This is a genomic window from candidate division KSB1 bacterium (genome assembly GCA_034521575.1).
Classification (GTDB): Bacteria; Zhuqueibacterota; Zhuqueibacteria; order Residuimicrobiales; family Krinioviventaceae; genus JAXHMJ01.
In genome coordinates this window covers 546,025-566,571 of the sequence record JAXHMJ010000002.1, presented here as the reverse complement: position 1 = coordinate 566,571, position 20,547 = coordinate 546,025, and the positions used below count along the sequence as shown (strand labels likewise).

Sequence of the window (20,547 nt, the reverse complement as noted above, 5' to 3'; positions counted from 1 at the left end):
AGGAGCATATGTTTAGACTATACCTGTTATTCATTATTTTGTTTTCAAGCACTTTTGATTTATATGCGCAACTGGAGATCCCGCAATATAAAAAACAAAACCGGAATGTGATTGCAGACGTTGTAAACGGGGATACGCCCAGCGCCCAGGATTATTTCCAAAGTTATCTTCAAACACATGCCGGTGATCTGGAATCCATGTACGGACTGGCCCTGTGCTATTCGGTGATGAACAAACCGGATTCGGCCGTGTTTTATGTGCAGCAGGCCCTCAACCATGGACTGCCCTTTGGACGCTTTTTAGCCGGTCCGCGTGACCTTTTTAAAAGCCTGCACAAGCATCCGGATTTTAAACGTATGATCAAAGAGCGTGATATTGAACTCGTTCACGGTCCCATGCTGGGAAACGTCACGGACCGCAGTGCTTCATTCTGGGTGAGAACATTTAGGCAGGTACCGGTTCAAGTAACTGTATCGGATCATCAGGGTAACGTCATTCATTCACCGGTGGTTAAAACAAACCCTGATCATGATTATACGGCAATTCTGTCAGTCAACACCCTTTTGCCGGATCAAACCTATCATTATCAACTTTCCATTGGCGGCCATTTGCGTGAGGAGCGCTATACGTTTCGTACATTTCCGGCCGAGGGATATCCGGCACAATTCAGCATCGGATTCGGAGGCGGCGCCGGTTATACACCGCCTTATGAACGTATGTGGAACACCATAGCATCAAAAGATCTCATCGCATTTCTGCTCCTGGGCGATAATGTTTATATCGATCACCCGAAAATACCGCAAGTACAGCAGTACTGCTATTACCGCCGGCAATCGCGGCCGGAATATCGCTCCTTTGTCAGTTCGTCAAGCATTTTTGCTATCTGGGACGATCATGATTTCACTGATAATGACGGATTCGGCGGGCCGGAAATCGATACACCATCCTGGAAACGACCGGTCTGGAATACCTTTAAAAACAACTGGATCAATCCGTATTACGGCGGCGGTAAACCACAGCCGGGCTGCTGGTTTGATTTTTCAATCGGTGATGTTGATTTTATCATGCTGGACGGTCGGTACTATCGCATGAACCCCAAAGTCGAGCATCCCTCTCCCCCGTCCATGCTGGGTGAAGCACAGAAACAATGGCTGTTTCAGCAGCTTGCATCCTCCAAGGCCACATTTAAAGTTATTTGTTCCCCGGTTCCCTGGGCCCAAGGCGCCAAACCGGGCAAAGTGGACACCTGGGATGGATTTCCGCAGGAACGGGAAGACATTTATTCGTTCATCGAAAATCAGAAAATCGATGGAGTTATTCTGTTGTCAGCGGACCGGCACCGTTCCGATGCCTGGAAAATTGAACGGCCGGATGGATATGATTTTTATGAATTTGAAAGCTCGAAAATCAGCAATATCCATACCCATGATGTGTTACCGGCTTCACTGTTCGGATATAATGACAAATCCTCTTTCGGCCGGTTGAATTTTGACACCACAAAAGACGATCCCGTCGTCGCTTATAGCGTATACAGCATTGACAATGAGCTCGTGCATAAAATCACCGTTAAAAAGAGTCAACTTTCTTTTCAAAAATAAAAGGATACCATCTCCGGAGGAAAAAAATGCAACATCAAAATCGACGATGTTTTATGAAACATTTGACGGGACTCACTCTGGGCGTGTCCGGCGTCCTGTCGCTGCTCGGTAAAAGCAATGCAAAACCATTAAAACGTCCCAATATTCTGTTTGCCATATCCGACGATCAATCGTGGGCGCATACCGGCGCAAACGGCAGCCGGATTGTCAATACGCCCAACTTTGACCGCGTGGCCCGGCAGGGCACCCTGTTTGAAAACGCATTTTGCGCCGCTCCGCAGTGCAGCCCTTCCCGCGCCGCCATTTTAACCGGACGCAATATCTGGCAGCTTGAGGAAGCCGGCACACACGGCAGTTACTTTCCCAGAAAATTCACGGTATTCACAAATCTCCTGGAAGAGGACGGATATTTTATCGGCTACACCGGCAAACCCTGGGCCCCGGGCAACTGGGAGGATGCCGGATGGTCACGCAATCCGGTCGGACCGGAATATAATGAACACCGCCTGGAGCCGCCGTTTAGCGGCATCAAGGACTTTGATTATGCAAAAAATTTTAAAGAATATTTATCAGAAAAGCCACAAAACTCTCCCTTCTTTTTCTGGTTCGGATGCAAAGAACCGCATCGTGAATATGAACCGGGCTCAGGACTGGAAACCGGTAAAAAGCTGAAAGATGTCAAATTACCGCCGTTTTTTCCGGATCATGATTATATCAAAAGCGATATTCTGGATTATGCTGTGGAAATCGACTGGTTTGATCAACATCTCGGCAAAATGATTGATCTCCTCGAATCCCGCGGTGAACTGGAAAATACCCTGATCGTAGTGACCAGTGACAACGGTATGCCGTTTCCGCGCGCCAAAGCCAACATGTACGAATACGGCACGCGTATGCCGCTGGCAATCTGCTGGCCCGGACAGATTCCGGCCGGACGCAGGATCAAAGATATGGTCAGTTTCATTGATTTTGCTCCCACATTTCTGGAAATCGCCGGACTCACGGCTCCCAAAGAGATGACCGGATCTTCTTTGCTGAATATTTTGACCTCCCACAAACAGGGGTTGATTAATCCGGAGCGCGATCATGTACTGACCGGCAGGGAACGACACACTCATGCGCGACCGGATAATCTGGGCTATCCCTGCCGCTCAATTCGAACGCATCAATATTTGTACATTCATAATTTCAAGCCCGAGCGCCATCCGGCCGGGAATCCACCGCCGGAAGATGTCCAGCTTGATATTAACACACCCGATTTAAAGCCAATCGGAAGTGGATATAATGATATTGATGCTTCACCCAGTAAAGATTTTATCATTGAGCATCAATATGATCCCGGTGTGGCGCATTCGTTTGAACTCGCCTGCGAAAAACGCCCCGAGGAAGAGCTGTATGATATCGTCAATGATCCTGCCTGTATTGTCAATCTGGCAGATGAACCTGAATTTCAATCCGTGAAACAAGGTTTGCGAACACGGCTGGACAAAGCCCTGACCAAACAGGGCGACCCGCGCCTGCATGGCAATGGCGATATTTTCGAAAGTTATCCCCGGTTCGGGCGCATGCGCAATTTTTCGGGATTCAAGGAAAGAGGTGAATACAATCCAGAGTATCAATAATTAACAGGATGATCACAGTATAACGCAATTTTAATAAATCTTATAAATGACCTTTAATCACGACTAAAAACAAGAGACAGGTATGACTAAATTTTACAGACAGAGTTGGATCACGAGTATTGGCATAATTCTCATTTATATTTTTGCTGCCAATGCCGATGCTCCCGTTCCCCGCCCGGAACACCCCAAACCGCAATTTAAGCGGAGTGCATGGCTGAATTTAAACGGTCAATGGAATTTTGCATTCGATTTTGATGAGGTTGGGATTGAAGAAGAATGGCAGCGCCATCCATCCGTTTTTCAAAAAACCATAACCGTGCCGTTTTGTCCGGAAAGCAGACTCTCGGGTATCGAGTACACGGATATAATTCCGGCGGTTTGGTATCACCGTTCCATAACTATACCGGAAGAATGGCAGGAAAAGCGGATATTTCTGCATTTCGGAGGCGTGGATTATGAGTGCCGCGCCTGGGTCAATCAAAAGCCGGTTGGGCGACATTATGGCGGTGCAGTTTCCTTTGAATTTGAAATCACAGATGCCATGATAGAGGGCACAAACGAAATTGTTGTCTGTGCCACTGATCATGTTCGTTCCGGAATACAGCCTGTGGGAAAACAATCAAAACTCCCTGAACCGGATAGAGAATGGAGCGGCAAATATAACCGCACCACCGGGATCTGGCAAACCGTTTGGCTGGAGGCCAAAAGTCAGAATTTTATTTCCAGGGTGTTCATTTTCCCGGATTTGGACCAATCCCGGTTTGTGTTTCAGCCGATTTTCGACAAAAATAATCGCAACCTTGAACTTGAAACCACCCTCCATACGGAAAACGGAAAGATGGCCGCTCAAACCACAAGCCGGGCGGAGAGCGGTGTCCCGTTTTCGTTGATCCTGGACAATCCGCAGGTCTGGAGTCCTGATCATCCCCATTTATATGATATTTCGTTTAAATTGATCGAAAAAAACAAAATCATTGACGAGGTGCAAAGCTATGCCGGACTGCGTAAATTTCATACTGAAGGCAACAGACTGTTTTTGAACAATGAGCCCTTTTTCCTGCGTTTTGTTCTGGATCAGGGCTTTTATCCGGATGGCATATGGACAGCGCCAAGCGATAACGACCTGCGCCAGGATATCGAACGGGCCCTGGCTGTTGGATTTAACGGCGCACGTCTGCATCAAAAAGTGTTTGAAGAACGCTTTCATTACTGGGCCGATAAACTCGGATATTTGACTGCAGGTGAATTCTATGACAAAGGTATGGATTTCGGACAATCTCAGGCTATCCAGAATCATCAGCGGGAATGGCGTGAGGCGGTAATGCGGGATTTCAACCACCCTTCCATTTTGTTCTGGACGCCATTTAATGAAACAAGCAAAGAAGCCCAAAAGCATCCGGAAGCCCACCGCCGCGCGGTTCAATCCACGGTCGATTTGACCAGGCTTTTGGATTTGACCCGGCCTGTTCACGATGCCAGCGGCTTTGCGCATGTGGATACAGACATCTATTCCAGTCATACTTATCAGCAGCATCCGGATACACTGCGTAAAGATTATCATTCACTGCAATACGGCAGGTACGAGGGCGTGCAAACGCGGGATCAATATTCAGTTCCTTACGAAGGTCAGCCTTTTATTGTCGCTGAATACGGTGGAATTTTCTGGGACGAGGAAGCAAAAATCCCTTCTGATCCCCGGTACTGGGGCTTTGGTAAAGGAACCTATAACGAAGTCGAAAAACGAAAAAGACAGGGACGATGGTTTCAAACGTCAAAAAAACCCACAAAAACGTTGTTCCTTGATCTGTTAATGGAGCAGACAATGGCGCTGCTTGAAAATCCATATATATCCGGTTTTTGCTACACTCAGCTCTATGATATAGAAGGAGAGGTCAACGGTATCTACACCTATGACCGTAAATTAAAATTCGACCGTGATAGACTGGAGGCCATATTTACTGCACCGAACGTTATTTATCATCAATAGGTGTCAGGTAACTCTCAAAGGACTGCTGAGACGATGATTTCCTTTCTTTATATCGGATTGTGACAAGCGTTTTTTGCAGCCTTTCTTAGCGGTATGGACGGTTTTGGACTCGTAAATCATAAATTCTGATCACAACTATTATTATTTTAATTAACGAAAAGAGGAAAAGCAGCTATGAAATCTATCGTCATGTCTTTATTACTGTTCACGAGTGTTTTTGCATTCGCCGGACAGCCGGAGCTGGTTCAGGCCACCACCACCCCGGATACCGTTTCGATCGGTGATTCCGTCACAGTTGCAGTCGAGTTCACCGGCAAACCATCCGATCTGGATAAAGTATACCTGGTCGTGCGCGGCCATGAATACGACACCCAGCCGTTTTACTTGCAGCCCCGCGAATCATTGGATCAAAACGTATGGACCGCCAGGGAACCGGTTCCCTATAATGCATCGGCAGCAGTGTATCATCTCGACATTAACGCTATTGACAAGGGCGGCAAAGAGATTGTGACCGAGGGATATAAAGACAATGTCAGCGGCAAGGCAGGCAGTATAGATTTGACAGTCACCTATTGATATTATCGACTTTTCATCTCATTTGTGGCTCTATAGAAATGACAAATATAAAAACATCATTTCAAATCCCCCTCTTTTTGGGAGAAAGATAATTATTTCAAGAAAACCATGCAGTACACCGAGGTACTACCACAAATCAATATCCGGATCAATTCGGCGGTAGGCTTTGATTTGCGCATTAAAATCGGTTCGATAATAGCCGCTCACCTGAAAAACAAGTTCGAAATAATCGGGCATATGATTGTACTTTTCGATAAACATGGTTTTCAATTCCAGTAACTGGGCGGGATTGGTGAGATATTTGGCCACGCCCATGGTTCCGGTGGATGTGAAACTCGAGATAATGAGCACACTGTTGGCATTCGGCCCCGGCAGATGATAGACAATACTGTAATCATTGTGATGTTCTTTGAACGAGCCGGCGTGTTTGAAAATCAACGTTGAATCTCCGCTGCCCATTTTGGCGATTGCCAGTTTTTGATCCATATCAAAATAAAAACTCAACTTTTGGGTCACATCCTTGAAAACACCCAAAGATTGATAGTATCCCAGATAAATGATATTGTTTTTCTTGAGGTCTCCCGGTGTGATGGCCTGGGAACGCTGTAATCTGAAATTTTTACCGGACTGTGTGAACAAGGGCTGAACGTAAACCAGCGGGCCGATACTGTTCATCGTAAAACGGCCAGGTGCACCGGCTGGACACAAGTCGAACTGAAGCGATGGATACTGCTCCTCAAGTTGCTGCAAATCAGTCTCATTTTCAACAGATCCCAAACGGCTGAGTACCCAGGTGTCCAGTACAGGATCATATTTTTTGAAATGAAAGATTTCTGCCAAAGCAATCAAAGTTGGAAAGGAAGAGTCTAGAAAATTGGACCATATGGGATAGTGATCCAGTTTTTGCGGAAACGGCTTGACCTGATTGATTAATATTCGGTTTTGATTGTACAAATAAAGGCTGGAGACGGCCAGGAGTATGATAATCAGAACGGCCAGCCCGGCAATGATTTGAAGCACATGTGTTTTGGAAAATCGTCTGGTTTTTGCATAACGGATGAATTTTAGCGAATAATGTCCGGTAGGTATTTTAACCCGAATCTTGTCATGTTTTCCTTCATTTTGATAATACTTTGCCAGTTTTTTGCGCAGGTGATAGACATTAACGCGGACGGTGGTGTCTTCATTTGTATTGAATTTCCCGTCTTTGTTAAACACATCAAAAGCAATAGAGTGCTCGTGAGGGATTTCGCCTTTGATAGACGCATTAAACAGATATGTTAACAGTTTCTGATGTTTCTCAGAATGTTCAAAATCGGCGCTGGACAGGATTTTTTTTAAAATATCTTGTTTGGCGTTTTTATCGAGCATAGTCCATATTTCCAAGCTTAACTTGTCCTTAAAATATAATGGTAACGACTTGGATACGCAAGATAAAAAATGAACCGGTTTAAAAACAGGTGTTCAAAATCACTTTTTAACCGTTTTAAACGGTTGATTTAACAGTTTATTACTTGGTTTCAGCATTTAAATCCATTAATTATAGGGCAGTTCAAATTACCCGTAAATCTTTCACAGGAGGTGCAGTTCTTGACAAGGGTTTGACCTTTAATTCTAAATTATAATCATTTCAACAGGAGGTTCACATGAGAAATTGGTTTTTTGTTCTGTTGCTGGTTCCATTTGCTTTGTTTTCCGCAGAGGTTCAGGTCGAACCGGGTGACGCGACACTGAGCGCCGCTATAGCAGCTGCGAATAACGGCGATGTATTGGTGCTGCAGGACGGCGGCGAGTACCGTGAAACCGATCAGACGGTTCTGCCGATTGCTGTCGACGGCATCGAATTGACCATCAAGGCGGAAGACGGATACAGCACGCGTCCGGTGATTTCATTTCCCGCCTTCCCAAGCGGAGGTAACATTGCGGCAGAAACTTTTGGATTTGAATTGTCCGATTGCGATTTCACCGTTCAGGGTCTGGAATTTGACTGCGGCATGGCCGATACCAGTCAATATAAAGCGCTTGCTGCATTGTTTAACATCAGTTGGGAGACCACGCTTCAGATGATTGATAAATTCACCATTGATGACTGTTTTATTCATCATTTGTTCTGGCCGTGGGGTCGTGTTGTACATGGTGAAAGCGGTGATCACGCCAGTGCTTTTGTCGGAATTGATTCCTGCATCGTCACCAATTCTCTCTTTTACAAAGCGCCCAAAGCAATGACCACGAAAAATGCCATTCTCAATTTTCTCTGGGTTGAAAACAATACATTCTGGCAAAGCGACCGCAAATCGATTCGTGCGGAGGATCGGGGCAACGGCAGCAATCCCGAGATTCATATTCTGCACAATACTTTTTATGCGCTGGGTGACAGAGCCATGCAATTACGCTATTCTGTTGAAGACCCCAACAGCATCACGATCAAGAATAATATTTTCGCCAAAATCGTCGGCGATTTGGGCGCAGAACCAGGCGGCGACAATGTAAAAGATCCGATTCAAATCCGTGATAATGAAAACACGATGGTCGAGTACAATCTGTTTTACATGACGGATGCCATTAATATTGCGGACAGCACAGACGCCAAAAACAACTGGTGGGATGTGGACCCGAAATTCGCCAACGCGCCGTTGGCATTGGATCCAGGGCCGGACGCTGACTTCACGCTCGCGGAAGATTCACCGGCTTTGGGTGAAGCGGATGACGGCACAGCCCTGGGTGATGTACGCTGGGACCCGACAGCAACGGCTGTTGCATCCGAACCGGTATCAACACCAAACGGCTTTACCCTGAAACAGAATTATCCGAACCCGTTCAATCCCGCAACAACCATCGAGTTCAACCTGTCCGAGAGCGGATGGACCACATTAACGGTACACAATACTTTGGGTCAGATTGTCTCTACACTTGTTGATGAGTCATTGAATGCGGGCAGCCATTCGATTCAGTTTAATGCTTCTGATTTGCCCTCCGGGATTTATGTTTACCGGATTTCCGCTGGTTCACAGGTGGCTGAAAAGAAGATGCTGCTCATAAAGTAAAAACAACAAGCAGGATTAATTACATTGACCGGATGCCGGTTGATGTCACAGGGCATAAACAGCAGACCAGTCCATAGGACTGGCTGCTGTTTGATGCAAAAGCAGGATAGAATTATCGTCAATCAAGCTGATTTCCACGATTTATTGTGAACGCCATCTGATTTATTTTTTAAACTTAATTTTTCTTAATGCAATGGATGGCAGCTCATGACAAAATCATGTGCACACATGGAGGAGTACAATGGGATACAAGACAAGTAACAGACCTTATGTATTGTTTTCGGTTCTTGTCATCGCTTTGAGCATCTGTTTTCAGGCTGGTTTATTTGCAGCCACAACCGGAAAAATTGTCGGTATCGTTCGGGATGCGGAAACCAATGAAACCCTGCCTGGTGTGAATGTGGTGGTGTCAGGTACGCGTCTGGGAGCAGCCACTGATCTTCAGGGACGCTATGTGATCCTCAATGTCCCGGTTGGAGTTTATGAGATTTCGGCATCCATGATCGGATATGCCAAGCTGGTTAAAACCGATGTTTTGGTTTCCATGGGGCGCAATACCACACTCAATTTCGCCCTGAAACCAACGGTGATACAGGGCGAGCAGGTGGTTGTATCTGCCGAACGAGATATTATGCACACAGAGATATCATACAGCCAGGAAGTGGTGACCAATGAACAGATTACTGAAGCACCGGCAGTGCGGCAGCTGCAGGATTTTGTCACAAAACAGGCGGGTGTCTCCGGTGATCTATCGATTCGCGGCGGGTCCGCGGACCAAACCGGAACCATGGTGGACGGATTCACATTTGTCAATGAACGCATGGGAACCCCTAAAGCCTCCATCCCGCTTAGCGCTGTTGAACAGGTTTCGGTGATCAAGGGAGGCTATAATGCGGAATATGGCAATTTCCGCTCCGGCATGCTGGAAATTACCACGAAAAAAGGTGACAGAAAGCGTTACAGCGGTCGTCTTGATGCGTCGATGAATGTTCCGCATATGAAACGGTTTGGAAAATCACTGTATGATCCTTATAATTTTCTGCTGAGACCCAGAGTGGATCCACAAATCGCTTTTATCGGAACCGATCAAGCCTGGGCGGATAATCCATACGTATTGGCACAAAACGCCACCTTTGTCGGCTGGAATAAGCTGGCACAGCTTTACAATATGGGCAAATCTGAAGCGGAACAGGCTGCGCCGCTGGATCTGTATCTGTGGAACGCATGGATGCACACAACCGAACCGCCATTTGAAAAACTGGCAGAACTGGGATATGCGGTGCCGGAGGAGTTGCAGCAGAAATTTAAAGACCATACACATGAACCGGAAGGCAGTCATTCCGACTATAATATCGATTTTGGGTTCGGCGGTCCGATCCCGGTTATCGGCAAGTATCTGGGAGACGCCACCTTTTATCTGTCACACAATTCAAATGAATCCTATTATACCCAACCCAACAGTCGTCCCAGTATCAATAAAAACGTTTCGACTTTGACCATCCAGTCCAATCTATCTAAAAGCCTGAAACTGACGCTGAACGGGTTGTACAGCGAACAGTACGGCATGTTTTACGGATCAACCAGCAACTGGCGGCAATCGGGTGTCATCGGCAACGCCATACCCTTGAATAATATCACGAATGTGACCGCGGGCAACGAAATGTATATTTTCATGCCCGGCTATTTCAGCCCCATGGACAATTATACTTCTCTTTTGGGTCTGAAATTGACCAAAACAGTGAATCCGAAAACATTCTGGAACTTTTCCATCAGCGGAGAGTCGCATAAAACTGAAGCCTATCCGACATGGGCCGAGTATATTGACCTGGATGACTTTTTAAGAATAAGTGTAGACGAATTCCATGAAAACTACAGCAAACGCAGTTCAGAGCCGGTTGCTGAATTTGGTCCGATCAAAGTCAATGAAATGCCCTATTATTACAGTGCGGGTTCGGACATTGTGGATGATTTTGCACACAATCAATGGAACCAGCCGTTCGGCACTACGGACCGTCGGTTTTCCAGAAAATCACCCGCCTGGTTTGACAGCACCCAGGTGCAGACCATACGTTTGAAATTCGATATCAACAGTCAATTGACTTATCACCATTTGGTCAAAGCCGGTATTGACGCTAATATCACGACAAATTTTGAGCACCGGGTTCAATCATATGTCCACAATAATTTCGGCGGACACAATGTATTTAAATGGAGCAAAAAACCCTTTTCCGCCGCCGTATATGTACAGGATCAGATCACTTATGAAGGTGTGGTGGCCAACATCGGTCTTCGCTGTGATTATTACGATCCCGGCGGTAAATGGCCGCAGGGTGATCCGTTCAGCGCTGATATTTTCGGTATTCATGCTGAAAGTACGATTGAGGATTACGGACTGAATGAATTCGAGGTCTGGGATTCGCTGGGAATCATGCAGCCGGTGAGAACACATTTTACTCTGAGTCCGCGTCTTGGACTGTCATTTCCGGTGACTGAGCGTTCCAAATATTATTTCAATTACGGGCATTTTCGCTCCCTGATCCCCTGGCATGAACAATATATTGTCAGAGCCCGGCCCATGAAATGGGGCGTTCAGGAACTGGGCAATCCCAATCTGGCCCCGCCGCGCACGATTTCCTATGAAACCGGAATGGAATATAATTTACTCGACCAGTTTTTAATCCGTATCAGCGGTTATTATAAAGATGTGACCGGCGAACACGGCAGCGTTCATTATGAAAATGAGACCGGTTCTGTGATGTATGACAGTTATCTCAATAATAATTATGAAGATATACTGGGCGCTGAAATCAGTGTGACCAAGAATTACGGGCGCTGGATTACCGGATGGGCCAATTTTGATTTTCTGTACAAAAAATCAGGTCATGTTGGACGAAAAGCGTTTTATCAAGATCCTTCAAAAGAAGAGCAATTCGGACTCTACCAGGGGCAGGAAAGCACCCTGCTGCCGCGTCCGAGTTTCAGAGCCAATGTCACCTTTCATGTGCCCGAACGGTTTGGTCTGAGGATTCTGGGACTGCACCCGCTGGGCGGATGGCTGATCAGTGTGATGCCCATGTGGCGCGCCGGCGGATATTTTACCTGGAATCCGCTGGGTAAACTGCACCTGCAGGATAATTTGCAGTGGCCGGATTACCACAAAGTGGATGCCAAACTGGGAAAAGAATTTGAAATATCCGGACTGCATCTGGAGGCCTATATCAATGTCACCAATCTATTTAACAACAAGCATATGATTATGAATCGTGGATTCTGTTTTGACGGCAGCGGTGATCAACAGGCTTATTTTTCTTCTCTGAAACTGCCCATTTATAATTCCTCCGATTTCGACGGATTACGAGTTGCCAATCCCGGATTGTATGAACCCGGAAAGGACAAACCGGGTGAACTTCGCTCGGATGAAAAGCCGTACATTAATGATCCGAATAACAGTCTGTGGCTGTTTGATCAACCGCGTGATATCTGGTTCGGCCTGTCTTTGCGATTCTAAAGCATATGATTTTAATAACCGCTTTGAAAGGAATGATGAGGCCGTATTGTAAAGCGATAATGAAGGAGATAAAAATGCGATATAATTTTATACAGATAACACGGTTTATCTTTTTGTGGATGCTGTGTTTCAATTTAGCGTCAGCGCTGTTTGTTTCCCCCGTCCACGCCCAGGATAGTCAGACCGAACTGATGAAAACGGGTCGAATCTGGGCTGTGGTTAATGTACCGGGAAATACCATGGGAGCCGTCAGCAGCGGCTGGTTTCCGGCAGAATTTAATGTCTACGCTTTCGGACAGCATCGGCATCTGTTGTCAGGAGGAGCAAAAGATGTATCCATCCATATGTATGATTACATACCTCCCGACGGAGAGGTTTACCCTCAAAGTGTTTGGGCGCCGGTTATCGCAGAAATCGATACCCGCCCCAATATGGTAGAACCGCTCAAAAGTTATGTGCGCTATGGTTACCCAGAAAATCTTGTCAATGATGAGCATGTTGGTTCCAGTGTATTGGGTGAGGTCAATCCTGATGAAATGATCGGCAACAGTGACCAGATTGTGACCAGCACATTCGATTATCCCAATGGCGTACGTGCAGAGCGCAAGGTGTTTGCGTTTCATAATCAGAATCATGACGATTATATTGTCGCAGACTGGACGTTCACCAATGTCACACATCAGGTGAGCTATGCTGAAGAACAGACATTCAAGAACGTTGTTCTTTCGCAGGCCTGGGATGAAGCATCGCGTGCCTGGGGAACCGTTCCGGAACCTGAAGGATTGAGTCCCGAACATTATTTATGGTGGCATTATTACGGCGCCATGTTGGCTGACAGTCAGCGGGTCTATTATTACTACCATGCTGATGATCCCAAGCAGAGCGGTGATACCATGGGCAATCCCTGCTTTGGTCAGGAAAACCGGCTCATTCAGCCCGGAGCGCCGTTTTGGGGATTTCTGCATGTTTCGAAAGAACCGTATTCAAATCCGGCGCAGGATGTGGATGATCCGGTTCAGCCGATTACGACATTCGTTGCGAAAACCATCGGCGGCGGCAGCGGTGATTACTCTCATCCGGATGAGCGAACGTTTGAGACGTTTTACGGCGCTGAATCAGACCGACATCCAAAGCCGGATTCGCCCGCAGGAACGCATCATCATATTAACAATGATGAATTTGGAAACCCTGATTTTCAGGCATTTTCCCAGATGGTTTCTTTTCATTCCGGCAACCATGTGTACGCGGCCATAGGGCCCTATGATGAATGGGCGCCAGGTGAACAGATCCGCTATGTGTATGTGGTCGGAGAATCAGGACTTTCAGTGCAAAAAGCAACCGAGATCGGCAGGAAAATGCTGGATCAGACACTGGAACCGCCGCAAGGCTTGCCAGATCCGGAGACAGGTTTTTTCCCGGACAACTTTGCCTTTCCGGAAGGCGCCACACCAATGGACCTCAATAAAGACTTGTGGCTGAGCACAAGTATTGATTCGGTGCATAACGCCATGTACCGGGCGCGCTGGAATTTTGAGCACGACTGGAAAGTCCCCTCTGCCCCACCGGCTCCGAATATGCAGGTCAAGCCGTTCGGCGGCTATACCAAACTGACCTGGAGTTGTCCTGAAGCTGAAGCGTTGTCGAATTTTTCCGGCTACCGAATTCTGCGCCGCAAATCCAATATGGACACAGCGTCTTTTGATGTCATCGCCTCCCTCACACCGGATGAATTACAACGACTGGAACATACCTACGAGGATGATGATGTTCAATTTGGTGCTTCTTATTATTACTATATTCAATCCGGAATAAGAATCTCGGAAAACAACATGAACGCCCTGCCCGAACAGCGCGGTAAAATGCTTTGGAGCGGCCGATCCTTGTTACCGACGCCGGTTTCTGTCAAACCCATGCGCGGCGGCACAGAGACATTGAAAGATATTGTGATTGCGCCGAACCCTTACAATATCAATGACCCCCGGGTGATTGCCCAGGGATGGACGGACTATCGCGGCATTGTATTTTTCAACCTGCCGGCTTTTTGTGAGATCACGATTTATACCGAAGACGGCGACAAGGTCTATTCGTTTGTACACGACAGTCCTTTGGAAATTGGTTCGGCCTATTGGGATATGCTTACGGATTATCAACAGGTGATCTCCAGCGGGGTATATATCGCCACGTTTGAGAAAAAGGATGGTGAAGTGGCGTTTCGTAAATTCGTGGTCGCTCGATAATTGCGCAAACGAAAGCTAAAGGGAGACTGGTAAAATGAAAAAACTGGTAAAAAGATCTATAATCATCATATTTTGTTTCGGTCTGTTTTCCGTTCATGCCCAGGTCGGAATAAAAAAAGTCGCCCAGAGCACCATGGGATTCCTCAAAGTGGGTGTTTCGCCAAAAGCGGCTGCAATGGGCAATGCGTATACGGCAGTGTGTAATGATGTAGAGAGTATGTTTTACAATCCAGCCGGACTGGCCGAGATACCGGATGCCGGTCTGAGTGCATTTTTATCGCAAACACAATGGATTGCAGATATCAACTATCTGGCCGGAGGTTTGGCCCGCAATTTCGGTACTCTGGGAACGTTTGGAATCAGTTTTTTATCCGTGGATTACGGCGATATCCAGGGCGTGGAACTCGTGTCCTTGTCCGATCCCCAGGGCTACCGGTTGACCGGAAATCTGGATATCGGTGCATACGCACTCGGCCTGGCCTATGCCAGGCGCATCAGCACACAATTCTCCATGGGAGGACTGGTGCAGTATGTCGGTCAGAATCTGGGAGATTCCAGGCTGGACAACGGCACGGTCGAAAATTCTGTGGACAAGGTGATCTTTAATTTCGGTATTAAATATCAAACAGATTTCAAACGTTTTCGTTTTGCGATGGCGATCCGAAATTTTTCCACCGATGTAAAATATGAAGAGATCAGTGTACAGATGCCCATGGTGTTTATGGTGGGTATGGGCATAGATGTCTTGCAGGTGATCAGTCCGGATTACCAGGGTGATCCGTTTTTGATTTCTGTTGAATTTTTGCATCCGAATAATTATACCGAACGCGTGAACATTGGTAGTGAATACACACTGATAGGGGTGTTGGCGCTGCGCGCCGGTTATGAGTTCAACCGGGATCTTGCCGGTTTTTCAGCCGGATTCGGGATCCGGCCCGAAATCGGTGGTAAACTATTCGAACTCAGTTACTCGTATTCAGATATGCAGGTGTTTGATGCTGTGAATCGGCTGTCGTTTACGTTTGCGCTATGATTCGATATTAAAGGAATATTATTGAACTGTCAGTCAGGTTGCTGAACATGATAAAGCAAGATATTATTTTTTAATTTTTATTGCAATTGAGGATCAAGATGAGTGAAAAAAACACTTCACGTCGCCATTTTATAAAAATAGCGACCGGAATCATTCCATTTGTTTGTTTATCTTTGACTAAAGGTCAAACATTACAAAAAAGCAAGCCCAATATCATTTTAATCATGGCCGATGATATGGGGTATGAATGTTTAAGCTGTTATGGTAGCACATCTTATTCGACCCCGGAATTGGAACAAACTTGCAGGAACCGGAATTCAGTTCATGCATTGTTATTCCCAGCCGTTGTGTACACCTTCGAGGGTACAGATCATGACCGGACAATATAATTTCAGAAATTATACAGGCTGGGGCACTCTTGATCTGCACCAAAGGACTTTTGGAGATGTCATGAAAAAAGGAGGTTATGCCACATGTCTTTCAGGTAAATGGCAGCTTAAAGGTGATTTAAATGCTCCGCAAAAGGCAGGTTTTGATGAATATTGTTTTTGGAATATTGGTTCTGGATTTGCCGCAATAAAAGGATCACGCTACGCAAATCCGACTATCTATCAAAATGGCAAAAAATTAAAAAATCTGGAGAACAAATATGGTCCGGATGTGTTTTGTGAATTTGCCACACGTTTTATAACAAAACACCGCAATGATCCATTTTTTGTCTATTATCCCATGGTTTTGCCTCATCGTCCATTTCGGCCTACACCTGATAGTCTTATAAATTCAGAGAACACTGGCGCTTCTGAAAGGAGCTCAAATCAGAACTTTGCCGATATGGTTGCTTATGTGGATAAAATTGTCGGATGCATTGTTGATAAATTAGACACACTTGGTATCCGTGAGAATACATTGATTTTATTCACAACTGATAACGGAACGCATGAACAAATTGTTTCAAAACTCGGCAAGGTTTCGATTCGAGGTGGTAAGGGGCAAACAACAGATGCAGGAACACGTGTGCCTCTTATTGCAAATTGGAAAGGCCATACTCCAGAGGGTATGATCAGTAACGATCTTGTCGACTTTACAGATTTTCTTCCGACCGTGGCTGAATTAGGCGATATTCCGCTGTCCACCGTCATTCCCATCGACGGGGTCAGTTTTTTTCCACAGCTTTTAGGTAAACAAGAAAATCCACGTGAATGGGTATTCTGCAGTTTTAATCCAAAAAAATCGGGTTATTCGAATAAAGAAATTCGCTTTGCTCGTGATCAACGTTGGAAACTTTATGATAGCGGACAGTTGTTTGATATTAAAAACGATCCATTGGAAAGTCATCCTGTTTCAAAAAATAATCAGACACCAAAAGCAACCTCAGCAAGACAGAAATTGCAAAAGGCTCTCGCATCTTATCAACATGTAGAGTATTAGAAAAAAACCTGGAATTTACTTTAACGGGATAAATATTTTATGCAATATCGGGAAATTATATATATTCTTTCAAGTATAGTTATTATAATAAACTTCAAGAGAGAAAAGCCTTTTTTTGATATTGTTGACAAACCTGATATTACAGAAATAAATCAATCATATATTTCCATGCCCAGGCCGCTCAGGCCCTGTTTTCTGTTAAATCTGCCTGTCGGCAGTGTTCACGCCGGAGGATGGCTGAAAACACAGCTCGACTTAATGACAGAAGGATATACAGGCTACCTTTATGAAATCAGCCCCTATCTGCAGGAAAACAGCGGATGGCTCGGCGGCGATGAACGCGGCTGGGAGGAAGCGCCGTACTGGCTTCGCGGATTCTATGATCTTTCGGTGTTGACCGAAAATTCACGGATTGATTCAGTTGCTGATAAATGGATTGAAGCGGTCATCAATTCTCAGCAGAACGACGGCTATTACGGCTCTGAGACGAACAAACTGATTGTTTCAGAAGCTGTGAGTGACTCGATGACGGATTTGTGGCCGCATATGGTAATGAATGATGTGTTGATCAGTCATTATGAAGTGACAAAGGATGAGCGGGTTATACCGATGCTGACCGGCTTTTTCCGGTATTGTGCTGATTTGCCTGAGGAATTGTTTCTTTCCCGATTTTCGTGGAATTTTGAAAAAAACAGTCAATATCTTGATAAACATTTCAGTTCAAAACAGCGTGTCCAATTGGCACGTGCGGGTGATTTTATACCGCAAATCTATTGGCTCTATGCTCGTACAAAAGATGAATGGCTTTTGGATTTGACTCTGAAAATTTACCAAAAAATCCAGCCACCGCTCAGCCAGTGGCTGGATCATCACAATGTTCATTTTATGCAACGGTTCCGCTATCCGGCACAATTGTATACATTGACAGGTGATGAGTATTATCTGAATCAAAGCCGCTATTTTTATGATCAGATGATGCAGACCTGGGGCCAAATGCCGCGCGGCGCTTTTGCCGCGGATGAACGTATCAGAATCGGTAGAATCGACCCCAGACAGGGATTTGAATCCTGCGGCATTGTGGAAGGTAATAAAAGCTTTTATATCCTCGGTGACCTGACCGGGAATATTGAATATGCGGATAAAATCGAAGATCTTACGTTTAACTGGCTCCCGGCTTGTCATACTCCGGACTTGAAAGCGGTGCGCTATTTTACAGCTGCCAATATGGCCTATTCCGTACGTGATATGGATTACCAGAAACAGAACAGACAGAGAAAACCCTTTCACGGAACGTCTGTCTTTGCAGCCAATACCCATCGATGCTGCCTGCATAATACGGGCATGGGCTGGCCGTGGTTTGTCAAAAATATGTGGAAGGCATCAGCGGATAACGGATTGATCGCTTGGTTATACGGACCGAACAAAGTTAATGCCAAAGTCGGTGAATCGGGTGCCGATATCCAGGTTATCAGCCGCACGGCTTTTCCCTTTTCGGATCAAATTCTGTTCAAATTTGATTTGGAAAAAGCAGTCCATTTCCCTCTTTATCTGAGGATTCCGTTATGGGCGGATCGATTAATTCTCGTGATTAACAATGAACAGAAATTGATCAAAGATGAACCGGGACGATTTATCAAGATTGAAAGGCAATGGCGTGACGATGATGAAATTATGTTAGAGTTCAAACCCAAAGTCACACTGACTCACTGGCCGCGAACAAAAAGTGTAACCGTCAATCGGGGTCCTCTGAGTTATTCGGTGCGCATCCAAGGGAATTGGATTAATAAAATGTCCGGTGCGTCCGGATGGAGTGATAATAAATGGGAACTTTTACCGGCATCTGACTGGAATTACGGTCTGGTCATCGATAAAGATATTCGTATCCATATCAAAGAGCAAATCCCTGATCAGCCCTGGGATGAAAAATCCGTACCTGTTACCCTGAAAATTCCGGCCCGAAAAATCCCCGGCTGGAAGGCGTCTGTCAAACATACTGTTGATCCCCTGCGTCAGGGACCTGTACACTCTGATGAAAAAACCGAGTGGATAGACATGATACCCATGGGAGCGGCGCATCTCCGAATAACCTGTCTGCCGGTGATATCAAAAAAGCAGGATGCCCGGTATTGGCAGGATATTCCTGATCCAAATGAGTTTATGCTCGAACGAATCGGTGACTAATAAATTATTCGATGTTCATGTTATATATGAGCCGACCTTTTTGTATGATAAATCGGATATCTGATGATGACAGAAAATTCTTAGGAATGATCATGAAAAAACGAAAACAGCGGTCCCGGACATTGAGCGACTTGATTTGCTTCCTGGTTTTCTTATTGTTTGTTCTTTCGAGTTGCGAACAAGCAGAAAACAGGACATTGCAGATCGATACTATTGAATTATACCGTGTGGATGTGGAAAAAGCCCGCCATTTCAGTCACAGTACATGGCAGAACCGTCAGCATGCATTTTTAAAGCTGTCAGGAGACGGCCATGCCGGCTGGTCTGAAACAATTGCGGATAAAAACAACCCTGATCTTGATATTTGCGAATGGGGTCACTTTTTGCTGGATCTGAAAGGAGCATCCCTTGATGAGGCCTTTGCCATTTTGGAACAGCGGCGCATGGACAGTGCATGGGACAAACGTCAGCTGGAATTCACGGAACTGGCGTTGATCGATCTCGCAGCGCGTACTGAGGGCATATCAGCAAACGAGTATCTGGGTTTGACCGGTGATGAGCCGGTCTCCGGTTTGTTTACCATACTGGAGGATAATCCAAAAAAAGCGGCAGAGCAAGCGCAACTGGCCAAAGAGCAAGGCTTTACCAGTCATATAAAGGTCAAGTTATTCGGTGATCAGCAACCTGGACCAGCAGGTCGTTGAGCAGGTTCGGAAAGTGATGGGTCCTGACGCTTTTATTCTCGGTGATGTCAACCGGGGTTATACATCCTTTGACTCGCTGGATGATCTGGCTGTAATCTTGAGATCGTTATATGATCACGGTTTGGATGCCTGTGAGGACCCGGCTGAATTGATAAACCGGCAATGGGTTGAGCTGCAGGAAAAAGTAGACGGTCTCGCACTGGTTCCGGACCGGCCAACCCGGACTTCATGGCTTGCACTGGAGAGTCTGATCCCCGATATGGGGAGATATTATAACATGCATCCTGCAGGACTCGGCAGTATTCGACACATGATACAGGTCACTGAACAAATCAAACAATGGGGCCATGGCATTATGATTGGCGATGCAAGTCTGATCGGTCCCGGCTGCAGTGCCTGGCAGCAGATTGCCATAGGTGTAGGCGCTTCGTGGGTGGAAGCGATTGAAAAACCCCAGGAAAGTGAGGTGTTTTTAAAAGCCATCATTTCAAAATCGACATTTCAAAAACACGGCCTGATTACCATGCAACCCAAACCGGGTTTCGGGCTTGAAGTGGATGATCAGTTTTTAAGAAAAATGGCTGATGACTATTGCTCCTTATAAGGCTGTCCCGGATGGTTAATAATTT

General features: G+C 45.9%; 13 protein-coding genes. 12 read left to right on the top strand and 1 reads right to left on the bottom strand.

Annotated features, from left to right (window positions below; all coding sequences use genetic code 11):
- The first annotated feature begins 8 nt into the window (after positions 1–8).
- The 4 genes from U5R06_05345 (at position 9) to U5R06_05330 (ending at position 5,783) form a co-directional block, all read left to right on the top strand.
- On the top strand, positions 9–1,598 hold the full coding sequence (locus U5R06_05345; protein ID MDZ7722254.1) for an alkaline phosphatase D family protein: 1,590 nt from the start codon (positions 9–11) through the stop codon (positions 1,596–1,598).
- Between the two features lie 53 nt (positions 1,599–1,651).
- Entirely contained in the window at positions 1,652–3,220 is a 1,569-nt protein-coding gene (locus U5R06_05340) for a sulfatase (GenBank protein MDZ7722253.1), read from the top strand.
- Positions 3,221–3,302: 82 nt separating this feature from the next.
- Positions 3,303–5,207 carry a glycoside hydrolase family 2 TIM barrel-domain containing protein gene (locus U5R06_05335; protein MDZ7722252.1) on the top strand — a complete coding sequence of 635 codons (1,905 nt, stop codon included), beginning with the start codon at positions 3,303–3,305 and terminating at the stop codon, positions 5,205–5,207.
- A gap of 174 nt (positions 5,208–5,381) precedes the next feature.
- Positions 5,382–5,783 (top strand): hypothetical protein, encoded by a 402-nt coding sequence (locus U5R06_05330; protein ID MDZ7722251.1) that lies wholly within the window; start codon positions 5,382–5,384, stop codon positions 5,781–5,783.
- Positions 5,784–5,909: 126 nt separating this feature from the next.
- Here the strand turns inward: U5R06_05330 and U5R06_05325 are convergent, their stop codons facing one another.
- Positions 5,910–7,169: a hypothetical protein gene (locus U5R06_05325; GenBank protein MDZ7722250.1), complete on the bottom strand. Its 1,260-nt coding sequence runs from the start codon at positions 7,167–7,169 to the stop codon at positions 5,910–5,912.
- 260 nt (positions 7,170–7,429) lie between these two features.
- Here U5R06_05325 and U5R06_05320 point away from each other — a divergent pair, with 260 nt between their 5' ends.
- From U5R06_05320 to U5R06_05285, 8 genes are all read left to right on the top strand, one after another.
- A complete protein-coding gene (locus U5R06_05320; protein MDZ7722249.1) occupies positions 7,430–8,827 on the top strand; it encodes a T9SS type A sorting domain-containing protein in 1,398 nt (465 codons plus the stop codon).
- 241 nt (positions 8,828–9,068) lie between these two features.
- The gene (locus U5R06_05315) at positions 9,069–12,335 is read left to right on the top strand and encodes a carboxypeptidase-like regulatory domain-containing protein (protein MDZ7722248.1); all 3,267 of its coding nucleotides are present in this window, start codon (positions 9,069–9,071) and stop codon (positions 12,333–12,335) included.
- A 74-nt stretch (positions 12,336–12,409) separates the two neighbouring features.
- Positions 12,410–14,572 carry a hypothetical protein gene (locus tag U5R06_05310; GenBank protein ID MDZ7722247.1) on the top strand — a complete coding sequence of 721 codons (2,163 nt, stop codon included), beginning with the start codon at positions 12,410–12,412 and terminating at the stop codon, positions 14,570–14,572.
- 34 nt (positions 14,573–14,606) lie between these two features.
- The gene (locus tag U5R06_05305) at positions 14,607–15,605 is read left to right on the top strand and encodes a PorV/PorQ family protein (GenBank protein MDZ7722246.1); all 999 of its coding nucleotides are present in this window, start codon (positions 14,607–14,609) and stop codon (positions 15,603–15,605) included.
- A 261-nt stretch (positions 15,606–15,866) separates the two neighbouring features.
- Positions 15,867–17,033 (top strand): sulfatase-like hydrolase/transferase, encoded by a 1,167-nt coding sequence (locus tag U5R06_05300; protein MDZ7722245.1) that lies wholly within the window; start codon positions 15,867–15,869, stop codon positions 17,031–17,033.
- Positions 17,034–17,291: 258 nt separating this feature from the next.
- Entirely contained in the window at positions 17,292–19,214 is a 1,923-nt protein-coding gene (locus U5R06_05295) for a glycoside hydrolase family 127 protein (protein MDZ7722244.1), read from the top strand.
- 92 nt (positions 19,215–19,306) lie between these two features.
- A complete protein-coding gene (locus tag U5R06_05290; GenBank protein MDZ7722243.1) occupies positions 19,307–19,918 on the top strand; it encodes a hypothetical protein in 612 nt (203 codons plus the stop codon).
- Positions 19,887–20,522 carry an enolase C-terminal domain-like protein gene (locus U5R06_05285; GenBank protein MDZ7722242.1) on the top strand — a complete coding sequence of 212 codons (636 nt, stop codon included), beginning with the start codon at positions 19,887–19,889 and terminating at the stop codon, positions 20,520–20,522. Before U5R06_05290 ends, U5R06_05285 begins: the two co-directional genes overlap by 32 nt.
- Positions 20,523–20,547 lie beyond the last annotated feature (25 nt).

Coding starts and splice junctions, on each gene's coding strand:
- U5R06_05310 (MDZ7722247.1), top strand. CDS start 12,410: ATGCGATATAATTTTATACAGATAACACGGTTTATCTTTTTGTGGATG.
- U5R06_05330 (MDZ7722251.1), top strand. CDS start 5,382: ATGAAATCTATCGTCATGTCTTTATTACTGTTCACGAGTGTTTTTGCA.
- U5R06_05295 (MDZ7722244.1), top strand. CDS start 17,292: ATGACAGAAGGATATACAGGCTACCTTTATGAAATCAGCCCCTATCTG.
- U5R06_05320 (MDZ7722249.1), top strand. CDS start 7,430: ATGAGAAATTGGTTTTTTGTTCTGTTGCTGGTTCCATTTGCTTTGTTT.
- U5R06_05300 (MDZ7722245.1), top strand. CDS start 15,867: ATGGTAGCACATCTTATTCGACCCCGGAATTGGAACAAACTTGCAGGA.
- U5R06_05340 (MDZ7722253.1), top strand. CDS start 1,652: ATGAAACATTTGACGGGACTCACTCTGGGCGTGTCCGGCGTCCTGTCG.
- U5R06_05290 (MDZ7722243.1), top strand. CDS start 19,307: ATGAAAAAACGAAAACAGCGGTCCCGGACATTGAGCGACTTGATTTGC.
- U5R06_05305 (MDZ7722246.1), top strand. CDS start 14,607: ATGAAAAAACTGGTAAAAAGATCTATAATCATCATATTTTGTTTCGGT.
- U5R06_05335 (MDZ7722252.1), top strand. CDS start 3,303: ATGACTAAATTTTACAGACAGAGTTGGATCACGAGTATTGGCATAATT.
- U5R06_05345 (MDZ7722254.1), top strand. CDS start 9: ATGTTTAGACTATACCTGTTATTCATTATTTTGTTTTCAAGCACTTTT.
- U5R06_05315 (MDZ7722248.1), top strand. CDS start 9,069: ATGGGATACAAGACAAGTAACAGACCTTATGTATTGTTTTCGGTTCTT.